Source organism: Agromyces sp. NPDC029043, from assembly GCF_055564615.1.
This window is the reverse complement of the sequence record NZ_JBVHVX010000002.1, coordinates 121,317-133,189: the sequence shown is the minus strand read 5'-3', so window position 1 is coordinate 133,189 and position 11,873 is coordinate 121,317. Positions and strand designations below refer to the sequence as shown.

Sequence of the window (11,873 nt, the reverse complement as noted above, 5' to 3'; positions counted from 1 at the left end):
CGGGCTCAGCGCGTGCCGCGGATGCGGCGCGACAGCGTGGTCGCCGCATCCCGCACGGCGTCGCTCGCCGCGTCGACCAGTTCGCCGGGCGATCCCTCGGCGAAGGTCGCCGCGATCGCCGCGGCGGGCCAGCCCAGGTGGTCGAGCACGACCGCACCCACCGACGCGAGCCCCTCGGTCACCTCACCGTGCTCGGCGGCCACGCCGGCGGCGCGCGCCTCGGCGAGCACCGACTTGAGCCGGGAGTACGTCCACTGCAGGTCGCCGACGGGCGCTGGATGGCGCTCGCTGAACGCCTCGCGGTCGGGGTAGAGGGCGCGCAGCTGGGCGGGTGGCAGCGCGGCGAGCATCGCCCTGCCCGAGGCGGTGAGGTGCGCTGGCAGGCGCACGCCCACGTCGGACACCAGCGACGGACGGCGCGGCGCGCGCTCCTCGACGAGGTAGAGCACGTCGCGTCCGTGGAGCACCGCGAGGTGGCCCGACTCGCCGAGCCGATCCACGAGCCCGGCGACGAGCGGCCGACCGAGCCGGGTGAGCGGCTGCTGGCGGCTGAAGCCGCTCGAGAGCTCGAACGCGGCCACGCCGAGCCCGTAGCGGCGCTCCTCGGGAAGGTGCACGACGAAGCCGCGCTCCTGCATGACCGCGAGCAGGTGGTAGGTCGTGGAACGCGGCAGCTCGAGCGCGTGCGCGATGGCCGCGGCCGGAACCGGCCCGCGCTGGGCGGCCAGGTGGGCGAGGATCGCCAGCGCCTGGTCGGCAGCCGGCACCTTCGACTCGGCCATCGGCCCCTCCTGTCCGGAATCCCGGACGCCAGCGTACTCCACGGCGTTCCGACGCGCACCCGCGCGGTGTGGAATCGGTGGCATGAGCACCATCGCGCCCGAGAACGCCCGCGCCGCGGCATCCGTCACCACCGTCACGGTCGGCACCGGGCCGGTCGGCGTCGACGATGTCGTCGCCGTGGCCCGGTACGACGCCTCCGTCGTGCTCGACCCCGCCGCACTACGCGAGGTGGCGCGCAGCCGTCGCGTCATCGACGGGCTCGCCGCCGACCCCGAGCCGCACTACGGCATCTCGACGGGCTTCGGGGCGCTCGCGACGACGTTCATCGCGGAGGACCGCAGAGCCCAGCTGCAGGCGAGCCTCGTGCGCTCGCACGCCGCCGGCTCGGGCCCCGAGGTCGAACGCGAGGTCGTGCGCGCGCTCATGCTGCTGCGCCTCTCGACGCTCATGACCGGGCGCACGGGCGTGCGTCCGGAGACCGCCGAGACGTACGCGGCCATCCTGAACGCCGGCATCACGCCCGTCGTGCGCGAGTACGGCTCGCTCGGCTGCTCGGGCGACCTCGCGCCGCTCGCGCACTGCGCGCTCGTCGCGATGGGCGAGGGCGAGGTGCGGGTCGGCACCGGCTCGACCGACGGTGCCGGGGAGCTCTCGGATGCCGCGACTGCGCTCGCCGCCGCCGGCATCGCGCCCCTCCGGCTCGGCGAGAAGGAGGGCCTCGCGCTGATCAACGGCACCGACGGCATGCTCGGCATGCTCGCGCTCGCCATCGACGACCTGCGGATGCTGCTGACGACCGCGGATGTCGCCGCCGCGATGAGCGTCGAGGGCCTGCTCGGCACCGACGCGGTGTTCGCCGCCGACCTGCACGCCCTGCGCCCGCAGCGCGGGCAGGCGGTCTCGGCGGCGAACCTGCGCGAGCTCCTCGCCGGCTCGGCCATCGTCGCCAGCCACAAGGGCCCCGAGTGCACGCGCGTGCAGGACGCCTACTCGCTGCGCTGCGCTCCGCAGGTGCATGGCGCCGCCCGCGACACGCTCACGCACGCGGCATCCGTCGCCGATGCGGAGTTCGCGAGCGCGATCGACAATCCCGTGCTCACGCCCGACGGTCGCGTCGAGTCGAACGGCAACTTCCACGGCGCGCCAGTCGCCTACGTGCTCGACTTCCTGGCGATCGCGGTGGCGGATGTCGCGTCGATGTCGGAGCGCCGGACCGACCGGTTCCTCGACCGCGCGCGCAACCAGGGGCTGCCGCCCTTCCTCGCCCACGAGGTCGGCGTCGACTCCGGCCTCATGATCGCGCAGTACACCGCCGCCGGGATCGTGTCGGAGCTCAAGCGCCTCGCCGTTCCCGCGTCGGCCGACTCGATCCCGTCGTCGGCGATGCAGGAGGACCACGTCTCGATGGGGTGGGCCGCCGCCCGCAAGCTCCGGCGGGCCATCGACGGGCTCGCGCGCGTGCTCGCGATCGAGGTCATGACGGCCGCGCGCGGTCTCGAGTTGCGCGCTCCGCTGCGCCCGGGCCGGGCGACCGCGGCGGTCGTCGAGCTCGTCGCGTCGACCGGGGCGGTACCCGGAGCGGACCGGTTCCTCTCGCCCGAGATCGAGGCGATCGCCGAAGCCGTCGCCACGGGTGCGGTGGCCCGCACCGCGGCATCCGTCGTCGCGCTCGGCTGACCGGCGGCGCGCGGCGCCCCGAACGGGGGGACCGCGACTTTGCGCTCGTCAACTTGTGGCCCCGTCGTGGATCGGTGCAGACTTGGGGGGTGCCGGCGCTGCAGCCGGTCAGCCGGAAGCCCTATGTTCCCAACCCGAGACATCGACCAGCGCGACCCGTTCCGAGTGAGGCCCGCTCGGAGGTGCTCTGTTGCGCTCGCGGCCGTCGCCGGCGGACTCCTCCTCGCCATCTCCTCCGTGACGCCCGCCTACGCGAGCGAGACCGACCAGACCGCGGTCACGACCGAGACCACGACGGCCGAGCCCACGGTCGAGCCGGCGCCCAGCGAGGCCCCCGCGCCCACGACGGATCCGGCGCCAGCACCCGCGCCGGAACCCACTCCCACCACCGAGCCGGCGCCGTCACCCGAGCCGACGCCCACGCCGACTCCCGAGCCGACGCCGACGCCCACTCCCGAGCCGACGCCCACCCCGACGCCGACCCCGACCCCGACGCCCACTCCGACGCCGACGCCGGAACCCACTCCGACGCCGACGCCGACCGAGACCCCGACCGAGACCCCCAGCCCGACCGCCACGCCGACCCCGACCGCGACGTCGGGTGTGCAGGCGCCGTTCGTGCTGGTCGGCGACGGACCCGTCGCGCAGATGATCACGAGCTCGACGGTGTCGGCCGAGGGCGCCGAGGCCGCCTCGATGGCCGGCCTGCTCGCGAAGCTCGACCTGGCGACGACCGAGCTCCGCTCCGCCGAGTCGGCGCTCGAGGCGGCGCGCAGCACCAGGTTGGTGGCGATGGCGGTCGCCGAACGGCTCGACGAGCGCGCGGTCAAGGCCCGCCACACGGCCGAGGTCGCCGCGGGCGTCTACCTCGACGCGGTCGAGGGCGACGGCGCAGCGCTCTCGTCGATGAGCGCCGCCTTCGGCGCCGGCCACGACCTGCTCGCCGGCCTCGGCGGCATGGAGCGCGTGCAGAAGCTCTCCGGCGACTCCAGCCGCCTGCGCGAGATCGCCGAGCTGCGCGACCTCGATGCCGACCAGGCCGAGGCGAGCGCGGCGGCCGCGTGGGTCGCCGTCGACGCCATCCCCATCGACGAGCTCGAGAACGCGGTCACCGAGGCCGAGGGCGCCGTCTCGGCCGCGCGAGCCGAGCTGAACGGCGCGCAGACGAGGCTCGCCGCCGCGGGCGTCGCCACGTTCGAGAACCTGCCCTCCGATTCCGGCCAGCTGAGCACGCAGGGCTGGGCCTCGCCCGTCGCCGGGAGCCTGACCGACGGGTACGGGCCGCGCCCCATCAAGCCGCTCGCCGGGGTCAACGAGTTCCACCGCGGCACCGACATCGCCGCGCAGTGCGGCACGGGCATCTTCGCGGCCACCGATGGCGTCGTGATCCAGGCCGGGCCGAACGGCACGTACGGCAACTGGGTGCTGATCGACCACGGCTTCGGCGTGGCGACGGGCTATGCGCACCTGCGCGACGGCGGCATCCTCGTCTCCGAGGGCCAGATCGTCACCGCCGGCGAGTTGATCGGCGCCGTCGGCAGCACCGGAGCGTCCACGGGGTGCCACCTGCACTTCGAGGTCCGGATCGACGGATCGGCCGTCGACGCGGTGCCGTTCATGGCCGCTCGCGGCGTGCAGCTCGGCTGACCGCGACCGACGACGGGCCCCGGCAGCGACGACCCGCGGCCCCGACGGCGCGTCCGGTATCCCGGACGCGCGCGCCGCGACATCCGTTGAGCCCGGCCCCTCGAGGGTGTGGGATCGGAACATGACCACCGCTGCACCCACCTCGACCGGCGCCGTCACCGGTCCCCGCACCGTCCGCGCCGCGCACGGCACCGATCTCAGCGCGAAGAGCTGGCAGACCGAGGCGCCGCTGCGCATGCTCATGAACAACCTCGACCCCGAGGTCGCCGAGCGCCCCGAGGACCTCATCGTCTACGGCGGCACCGGCAAGGCGGCCCGCTCGTGGGAGGCGTACGACGCGATCGTGCGCACGCTCCGCGACCTCGAGGCCGACGAGACGCTGCTCGTGCAGTCGGGCAAGCCCGTCGGCGTGTTCCGCACGCACGAGTGGGCCCCGCGCGTGCTCATCGCCAACTCCAACCTCGTCGGCGACTGGGCGACCTGGCCCGAGTTCCGCCGGCTCGAGCAGCTCGGCCTCACGATGTACGGCCAGATGACGGCCGGCTCGTGGATCTACATCGGCACGCAGGGGATCCTGCAGGGCACGTACGAGACGTTCGGCGCGGTCGCGCGCAAGCGGTTCGGCGGCACGCTCGCCGGCACCCTGACGCTGACCGGCGGCTGCGGGGGCATGGGCGGGGCCCAGCCCCTGGCGGTCACGATGAACGAGGGCGTCGTGCTCATCGTCGACGTCGACGAGTCCCGACTGGTCCGGCGCGTCGAGCACGGGTACCTCGACGAGGTGACGACCGACCTCGACGCGGCGGTCGAGCGCGTGCTCGCCGCGAAGGCGTCGCGTACACCCCTCAGCGTCGGCCTCGTCGGCAACGCCGCCACGGTGTTCGCCGAGCTGCTCGAGCGTCGCGTGCCGATCGACATCGTCACCGACCAGACGAGCGCGCACGACCCGCTGTCGTACCTGCCCGAGGGCGTCTCCGTCGGCGAGTGGCACGCGCTCGCCGAGAGCGACCCGCACGAGTTCACCGAGCTCGCCCGCCGTTCGATGGCCAGGCAGGTCGAGGCGATGGTGGGCTTCCAGGCCTGCGGCGCCGAGGTGTTCGACTACGGCAACTCGATCCGCCGCGAGGCCGAGCTCGGCGGATACGAGCACGCCTTCGACTTCCCCGGTTTCGTGCCGGCGTACATCCGGCCGCTGTTCGCCGAGGGCAAGGGACCGTTCCGCTGGGCGGCGCTCTCGGGCGACCCGGCCGACATCGCGGCGACCGACCGCGCCATCCTCGAGCTGTTCCCCGACGACGCGCACCTGCGCCGCTGGATCGAGCAGGCGGGCGAGAAGGTGCACTTCGAGGGGCTCCCGGCGCGCATCTGCTGGCTCGGCTACCAGGAGCGCCACCTCGCCGGCCTCAAGTTCAACGAGATGGTCGCCTCGGGCGAGCTCTCGGCACCGGTCGTGATCGGCCGCGACCACCTCGACTCCGGCTCCGTCGCCTCGCCGTACCGCGAGACCGAGTCGATGGCCGACGGGTCCGACGCGATCGCCGACTGGCCGCTGCTCAACGCGCTGCTGAACACCGCGTCGGGCGCGACCTGGGTGTCGATCCACCACGGCGGCGGCGTCGGCATCGGCCGGTCCATCCACGCCGGGCAGGTCGTGGTCGCCGACGGCACCGACCTCGCGGCCGAGAAGATCGCGCGCGTGCTCGTGAACGACCCGGGCACCGGCGTCATGCGCCACGTCGACGCCGGCTACGAGCGGGCCATCGAGGTCGCGCACGAGCGCGGCCTGCGCGTGCCGATGCTCGAGGGCTGACGGATGTCGGGTCCCCCCGTGTCGCGACTGCTGATCACGGGCATCGGCGAGCTCGTCACGAACGACCCGGCGCCCGGCCGCGAGGGCGGCGCGCTCGGCATCGTGCGCGACGCGACGCTGCTCGCCGAGGACGGCGTGATCACGTGGATCGGGCCGTCGGCTGACGCGCAGCTCGCCGGTCGGGTCGAAAGCGAGACGCCCGCACCGGGGGCAGACGCCGACGACGCGCCGCATCCGCACCGTATCGAGGTCGTCGACGCGGCCGGGCGGGCCGTCATCCCCGGCTTCGTCGACTCGCACACGCACCTCGTGTTCGGCGGCGACCGCGCCGAGGAGTTCGCGGCTCGGATGGCGGGGCGCGCCTACGAGGCGGGCGGCATCCGCTCGACCGTGGCCGCGACCCGCTCGGCGAGCGACGACGAGCTGCGCGCCCGGCTCGCCGAGTTCGTCCGGGAGCTGCACCGGCAGGGCACGACGACGTTCGAGGTCAAGACCGGGTACGGCCTGAGCGTGGCCGACGAGGAGCGGCTCGCCCGGCTCGCACGCGAGGTCACCGACGAGGTGACGTTCCTCGGCGCGCACGTCGTGCCGGCCGAGTTCGCCGAGCCCGACGGACCGGGTGCCGACGCCTACGTCGAGCTCGTCGCCGGCGAGATGCTCGCTGCCTGCGCGCCGCATGCGCGCTGGGTCGACGCGTTCTGCGAGCGGGGCGCGTTCACGGCCGAACAGTCCCGGCGCGTCCTCGAGGCGGGCGCCGCAGCGGGCCTGGGCGTGCGCGTGCACGGCAACCAGCTCGGGCCGGGCGACGGGGTCCGTCTCGCGGTCGAGGTCGACGCGGCATCCGTCGACCACTGCACCTACCTGACCGACGCGGATGTCGCGGCGCTCGCGGGTTCGACCACCGTCGCGACGCTGCTGCCGGGCGTCGAGTTCTCGACGCGCCAGCCGTACCCCGACGCGCGGCGCCTGATCGACGCAGGCGTCACCGTCGCGCTCGCGAGCGACTGCAACCCGGGGTCGAGCTTCACGAGCTCGATGCCGTTCTGCATCGCGGTGGCCGTGCGCGACATGGGCATGACGCCGGCCGAGGCGGTGTGGGCGGCGACCGCGGGCGGTGCGGCGGCGCTTCGCCGGGCGGATGTCGGCATGCTGCGCGTCGGCGCGCGCGCCGACCTGGTGCTGCTCGATGCGCCCTCGCACGTGCACCTCGCCTACCGGCCGGGCGTGCCGCTCGTGGCCGAGACGTGGAAGGACGGCCAGCGCGTGGCCTGACCGCGGCACCCGGCGATCAGTCGTCGTCGCTGCGCCTCAGGCGCCGTCGCGCCGACAGCAGGGTGAACTCGGGATGCGCGGCGACGAGCCGCTCGGCGCGGTCGAGCACCTCGGTCACCCGATCGGCACCACCCGCGACCACCGCGACCCCGACCGCGGCCCGGCGATGCAGTTCCTGATCTCCGACCTCGGCGACGGACGACTCGGTCGCGCGCCGCAGCTCGGCGATGAGCGGCCTCAGCACCCCGCGCTTCTGCTTGAGCGAGTGCACGTCGCCGAGCAGCAGGTCGAACTCGATCCACCCGATCCACACGCGGCCAGCCTCCCATACGGTCTCTCCGTGCGGGATCGTCGGCGGCGGCGGCGGACGAGGCGCGACCGGCCTATCGAGGCTGGGCGCCGGGGGTCACCAGGTGAGCTCGACCTCGAGCTCGTTCTCGCCCTCGTCGCCGAGCTCCACCTCGACCTTGAGGTTGACCTGGTCGGGGATCCGCACGGTGATCCGCCGTCCGGCGCGGTCGAACTGGACCGAGTTGTTGCTCGCCAGGGCGTCGGCGAGTGTGCGGAGCTTGGCGGCTGCCTCCTCGCGGCTCATGTGCTGGGCGTCGTCGATGTCGAACAGGTCCATGGTGTCTCCTCCTGGTGGCGTGTTCTCGAACGTATCGACCTCCACCCGCCCGCACCAGCGCCCCGCATCCGCGAACCTCCGCGGGGACCCGACTACCGGCGCACCTCGATCGCGCTCACGCCGGCGAGGTCGATCCAGGCGCGGTCGCCCGTGTCGACGAGCACCGCGAGCACGTTGTCGCAGGTCGCGCAGCGCACGACCGTGCCGGCGCCGCTCATGTAGACCATCGCCCGGGCGAACTCGGCGACCGTGCCGCAGCCGTTGCACCGGCCGGTCGTGGTCGTGATGTCGAACGAGAAGAAGTCGGCGAGCGGCCCGGCGAGGGCGTTGCCGTCGAGGTGGCCGGTCATCACGTGCCTCCGTAGCGTTCGGTGCGGATGTCTCGGGGATCGTGCCCGAGCTCCACGAGCCATCCGGCGACGAGCTCGACGAAGCCGGTCGAGCCGCACACGAAGACGCGCGGGCGATCGGCCGCCGGGATCACGGCCGCGGCCAGTGCGTCGCGGGTGATGCGTCCGGGCGGCGTCGGCCAGCGGTCGGGCACGCGTCTCGTGTAGACGAGGGAGAGATCGAGCGGGGCGGATGCCTCGGCGAGCGCGCGCCACTCGTCGGCGAAGTACACGTCGTCGGGGGTTCGCACCGAGTACAGGAGCCGGAACGGCGTCGGATCGCCGGTGTCGGCGTGCGCCTGGGCCATGGCGTACAGCGGGACCACGCCCGAGCCGCCGGCGATGAGCTGCACCGGCCGCGCGTCATCCGTCGCTGCCGCGGGCCGCCACACGAAGAACGCGCCGAGGGGTCCGTGCACCTCGAGCTGATCGCCGGCCCGCAGCTCGTCGACGAGGTACGGCGACACCTCGCCGTCGGGCAGCTTGTCGACGGCGAGCACGACCCGCGTCGACGAGCCCGACGACGCGATCGAGTACGAGCGCGTGGCGGTGTAGCCGTCGGGCGCGGTGAGCCGCACGTCGAGGTGCTGGCCGGCGGCGTTGCCGGGCCACCCGTCGACCTCGAGCTCGATGCGGGCGGCATTGGGCGTCTCACGGTGCGTCGCCGCGACGGTGGCGACGTGCCATCCGGCCCGCGGCACCGCGCGCAGCGCCGAGACCGGCGAGGCACCGGCCGACGCCACCGGTGCCGCCACGCCGTCGCCGCTCACCAGTACCGCTCCTCCTTCCACGGGTCGCCCCGCAGGTGGTACCCGTTCTGCTCCCAGAATCCGGGCTCGTCCTCGGCCATCATCTCGAGCCCGCGCACCCACTTCGCGCTCTTCCAGAAGTAGAGGTGCGGCACGAGCAGGCGCGCCGGTCCGCCGTGCTCGGGGTCGAGCGGCTCTCCGTCGAACTCGAACGCGACCCACGCCTTGCCGTCGAGCAGGTCCTCGAGCGGCACGTTCGTGGTGTAGCCGCCGTAGCTGTGCGCCATGGTGTAGCCGTAGTCGGTGTCGACGCCGTCGAAGAGCGTGTCGAGCGAGACGCCTCGCCAGCTCGTCCCCAGCTTCGACCAGTGCGTGACGCAGTGGATGTCGGTGCTGACGTCCTCGATCGGCAGCTCCATGAACTCGTCCCACGACCAGGTGTGGTCGACGCCCGATTCCGTGCGGATCGTGAACGCCCAATCGGCCGTGTCGATGTCGGGCGTGGGCCCGGCCGACAGCACCGGGAAGTCCCCGACGAGCGTCTGCCCGGGCGGCAGCCGGTCATCGCGCTCTCGCCCTCGCCCGGTGAAGCCCCTCGTGATGAACGACATGGCCGTCTCCTCCCGCTCGGATCGGATGCCGTCGGGATCGACCATATCCACGCGGGCGCGTCATGTCACCGGTCGCGGGGATACCGTTGGCTCATGCCGACCTTCACGCCGGCGTCCGGCGGAGTCACCGCAGTCGTGTCGGTGGACGCGCACCTCGAGCGCGTCCTCGCCGGCGTCGCGCCGATCGCCCGCGTCGAGGGGGTGCGGCTCGCGGATGCCGCGGGCCGGACGCTCGCGATTCCGGTCGACGCGCGCGTCGACCTGCCGGGCTTCGACAACTCGGCCATGGACGGCTACGCCGTGCGGTTCGCGGATGTCGCGGCGGCGACCCCCGACGCTCCGGTCGTGCTCGACGTCGTCGCCGACCTGCCCGCCGGCGCGACCGGCGACGTGACCGTGGTCGCCGGAGAGGCGGCGCGCATCATGACGGGCGCGCCGATCCCCGAGGGCGCCGATGCGGTCGTGCCGGTCGAGCGGACGGATGGCGGGACCGCCCGAGTCGCGATCCTCACGGCCCCGCTGCCCGCGCACCACATCCGGCGCCGCGGCGAGGACCTGCACGCGGGCGATCGCGTGCTCGGCGCCGGGGTCGTGCTCGACGCGCGCCGGATCGCGGCCGCCGCCGCCGCCGGACTCGCCGAGCTCCCCGTCGCGGCGGCGCCGCGCGTGGCCGTCGTCGCGACCGGCAGCGAACTCGTCGAGCCGGGTGCGCCGCTCGGGCCGGGCCGCATCCACGACTCGAACTCCCTGCTGCTCACGACGCTGGTCGCCGAGGCCGGTGGCGTCGTCAGCGAGGCGCTGCGGATGCCCGACGATCCGGAGGCGCTGCTCGGCTGGCTCGACACGCGGCGGCCGTGCGACCTCATCGTCTTCGCCGGCGGCGTGAGCGTGGGCGCGCACGATGTCGTGCGGCACGTGCTCGGCGAGCTCGGCACGGTCGGCTTCGCGCGCGTCGCGATGCTGCCGGGCAAGCCGCAGGCGTTCGGCGCGCTGCCCGGTGGCACGCCCGTGTTCGGCCTGCCCGGGAACCCCGTCAGCGTCGCGGTGTCGTTCGAGGCGTTCGTGCGGCCGGCCCTGCAGCGGATGCTCGGCCGCGACGACGTTCGGCGCGCGACCTGGCTTGCGGTCGTCGACGACGGATGGCGCTCCCCCGGCGGACGCCGCCAGTACATGCCCGTCGCGCTCTCGGCCCGAGACGGGCGCCCGGCAGTGCGCCGGGCCACTGCGGGCGGCGCCGGCTCCCACCTGGCCGCGGGGCTCGCCGCGGCCGACGGGTTCGCGATCGTACCTGAGGATGTCGAGCACGTCGCCGCGGGCGACCTCGTCGAGGTGGCGATCACTCGATGAGCGGGCGAGCCGAGCGGCTCGACGCCGTCATCCTCGCCGGCGGGCGCGCCGAGCGGCTCGACGGTGAGAGCAAGCCCGGGCTCGTGGTGGGCGCGCGCAGCCTGCTCGCGACCTCGATCGCTGCCGCCCGCGCGGCCGGGTGCGAGCGGATCGTGGTCGTCGGGCCGCCCGAGCTCGAGGCGCCCGGCTGCCTCGTGGTGCGCGAAGACCCGCCGTTCGGCGGCCCAGTGGCGGCGCTCGCCGCAGGGCTCGACGCCCTCGTCACCCTCGGGGCTCGAGGAGCCCCCGAAGGGCGCGCGCCGGGCCCCTCTGCCGCCGACGTCCTCGTGCTCGCGTGCGACATGCCCGACGCCGAGGCCGCGGTCGCCCGGCTCGTCGCGGCGCGCGCGACCGCGCCATCCGCCGACGGCGTCTGCCTCGTCGACGCGTCCGGTCGCACCCAGTGGCTCGCGGCCGTGTACTCCCGTGCGGCGCTCACCGGCGCGTTCGAGGCGCTGCGCGGGGCCGACGGCGACCCCGCGGCCGTGCATGGCGCCGCGATGCGCCGGCTCGCCGCATCCCTCCACCTCACCATCGTCGCCGACGACGGCACGACCCGCGACATCGACACGTGGCACGACCTCGCCGAGGCACGCGCCGCACGACAGGAGGCATCGCCATGACCGGATCGCAGCACCCCGAGGTCCTCGACGAGTGGGTCGCCGAGGCCGCCCCGCAGCTCGGCATCGACCCGTCGGAGGTGCCGATCGGCACCGTGCTCGAGCTCGCCCGCCGCGCCGCGCACGGCGTCGCCCGCCCGGCGGCGCCGGTGACGACGTTCCTGCTCGGCCTCGCGGTCGGGTCGGGGCGGTCCACCGACGATCTCGAGGCGCTCGCCGACCGGCTCGGCGCGCTCGCCGAGCAGCGCGGCGGCTCGGGCGGGTCGGCGATGTGACATCCGGGGTCGCACGCACCCGGGCG

13 protein-coding genes are annotated in these 11,873 nt (G+C 74.5%); 7 read left to right on the top strand and 6 right to left on the bottom strand.

All coding sequences use genetic code 11. The annotated features are described in order from the left end of the window. Window positions 1–5 precede the first annotated feature (5 nt). Window positions 6–782, bottom strand: coding sequence for an IclR family transcriptional regulator (locus ACZ4TW_RS04335; RefSeq protein ID WP_465540530.1), 777 nt, complete (start codon window positions 780–782; stop codon window positions 6–8). An 82-nt stretch (window positions 783–864) separates the two neighbouring features. Between ACZ4TW_RS04335 and hutH the strand changes: the two genes are divergently transcribed. The 4 genes from hutH to hutI all read left to right on the top strand — a co-directional run bounded on the left by hutH (window position 865) and on the right by hutI (window position 7,189). After that, window positions 865–2,460, top strand: a complete 1,596-nt coding sequence (hutH, locus tag ACZ4TW_RS04330; RefSeq protein WP_465540528.1) for a histidine ammonia-lyase — start codon at window positions 865–867, stop codon at window positions 2,458–2,460. Window positions 2,461–2,583: 123 nt separating this feature from the next. Continuing rightward, window positions 2,584–4,107 carry a M23 family metallopeptidase gene (locus ACZ4TW_RS04325; protein ID WP_465540525.1) on the top strand — a complete coding sequence of 508 codons (1,524 nt, stop codon included), beginning with the start codon at window positions 2,584–2,586 and terminating at the stop codon, window positions 4,105–4,107. Between the two features lie 121 nt (window positions 4,108–4,228). Further along, window positions 4,229–5,917: a urocanate hydratase gene (gene hutU, locus ACZ4TW_RS04320; RefSeq protein ID WP_465540523.1), complete on the top strand. Its 1,689-nt coding sequence runs from the start codon at window positions 4,229–4,231 to the stop codon at window positions 5,915–5,917. Between the two features lie 18 nt (window positions 5,918–5,935). Further along, a complete protein-coding gene (gene hutI / locus ACZ4TW_RS04315) occupies window positions 5,936–7,189 on the top strand; it encodes an imidazolonepropionase (protein WP_465540521.1) in 1,254 nt (417 codons plus the stop codon). A gap of 16 nt (window positions 7,190–7,205) precedes the next feature. Here the strand turns inward: hutI and ACZ4TW_RS04310 are convergent, their stop codons facing one another. The 5 genes from ACZ4TW_RS04310 to ACZ4TW_RS04290 form a co-directional block, all read right to left on the bottom strand. Next, window positions 7,206–7,502: a DUF503 domain-containing protein gene (locus tag ACZ4TW_RS04310; protein ID WP_465540519.1), complete on the bottom strand. Its 297-nt coding sequence runs from the start codon at window positions 7,500–7,502 to the stop codon at window positions 7,206–7,208. Window positions 7,503–7,595: 93 nt separating this feature from the next. After that, entirely contained in the window at window positions 7,596–7,817 is a 222-nt protein-coding gene (locus ACZ4TW_RS04305; protein ID WP_465540516.1) for an amphi-Trp domain-containing protein, read from the bottom strand. 92 nt (window positions 7,818–7,909) lie between these two features. Then, window positions 7,910–8,167, bottom strand: a complete 258-nt coding sequence (locus ACZ4TW_RS04300) for a DUF6510 family protein (protein ID WP_465540515.1) — start codon at window positions 8,165–8,167, stop codon at window positions 7,910–7,912. After that, a complete protein-coding gene (locus ACZ4TW_RS04295) occupies window positions 8,167–8,976 on the bottom strand; it encodes an FAD-binding oxidoreductase (protein WP_465540512.1) in 810 nt (269 codons plus the stop codon). The genes ACZ4TW_RS04300 and ACZ4TW_RS04295 overlap by 1 nt, the downstream gene beginning before the upstream one ends. Then, window positions 8,973–9,566, bottom strand: a complete 594-nt coding sequence (locus ACZ4TW_RS04290; protein WP_465540510.1) for a sulfite oxidase-like oxidoreductase — start codon at window positions 9,564–9,566, stop codon at window positions 8,973–8,975. The genes ACZ4TW_RS04295 and ACZ4TW_RS04290 overlap by 4 nt, the downstream gene beginning before the upstream one ends. A 93-nt stretch (window positions 9,567–9,659) precedes the next feature. Between ACZ4TW_RS04290 and ACZ4TW_RS04285 the strand changes: the two genes are divergently transcribed. From ACZ4TW_RS04285 to ACZ4TW_RS04275, 3 genes are read left to right on the top strand one after another with little or no spacing between them, the layout of a single operon-like run. Further along, window positions 9,660–10,913, top strand: a complete 1,254-nt coding sequence (locus ACZ4TW_RS04285; protein ID WP_465540508.1) for a molybdopterin molybdotransferase MoeA — start codon at window positions 9,660–9,662, stop codon at window positions 10,911–10,913. Beyond that, window positions 10,910–11,575: a molybdenum cofactor guanylyltransferase gene (mobA, locus tag ACZ4TW_RS04280; RefSeq protein WP_465540505.1), complete on the top strand. Its 666-nt coding sequence runs from the start codon at window positions 10,910–10,912 to the stop codon at window positions 11,573–11,575. Before ACZ4TW_RS04285 ends, mobA begins: the two co-directional genes overlap by 4 nt. Beyond that, entirely contained in the window at window positions 11,572–11,847 is a 276-nt protein-coding gene (locus ACZ4TW_RS04275) for a DUF6457 domain-containing protein (RefSeq protein ID WP_465540503.1), read from the top strand. Before mobA ends, ACZ4TW_RS04275 begins: the two co-directional genes overlap by 4 nt. Window positions 11,848–11,873 lie beyond the last annotated feature (26 nt).

Coding starts and splice junctions, on each gene's coding strand:
- ACZ4TW_RS04300 (WP_465540515.1), bottom strand. CDS start 8,167: ATGACCGGCCACCTCGACGGCAACGCCCTCGCCGGGCCGCTCGCCGAC.
- ACZ4TW_RS04335 (WP_465540530.1), bottom strand. CDS start 782: ATGGCCGAGTCGAAGGTGCCGGCTGCCGACCAGGCGCTGGCGATCCTC.
- mobA (WP_465540505.1), top strand. CDS start 10,910: ATGAGCGGGCGAGCCGAGCGGCTCGACGCCGTCATCCTCGCCGGCGGG.
- hutH (WP_465540528.1), top strand. CDS start 865: ATGAGCACCATCGCGCCCGAGAACGCCCGCGCCGCGGCATCCGTCACC.
- ACZ4TW_RS04290 (WP_465540510.1), bottom strand. CDS start 9,566: ATGTCGTTCATCACGAGGGGCTTCACCGGGCGAGGGCGAGAGCGCGAT.
- ACZ4TW_RS04285 (WP_465540508.1), top strand. CDS start 9,660: ATGCCGACCTTCACGCCGGCGTCCGGCGGAGTCACCGCAGTCGTGTCG.
- hutU (WP_465540523.1), top strand. CDS start 4,229: ATGACCACCGCTGCACCCACCTCGACCGGCGCCGTCACCGGTCCCCGC.
- ACZ4TW_RS04325 (WP_465540525.1), top strand. CDS start 2,584: ATGTTCCCAACCCGAGACATCGACCAGCGCGACCCGTTCCGAGTGAGG.
- ACZ4TW_RS04275 (WP_465540503.1), top strand. CDS start 11,572: ATGACCGGATCGCAGCACCCCGAGGTCCTCGACGAGTGGGTCGCCGAG.
- ACZ4TW_RS04305 (WP_465540516.1), bottom strand. CDS start 7,817: ATGGACCTGTTCGACATCGACGACGCCCAGCACATGAGCCGCGAGGAG.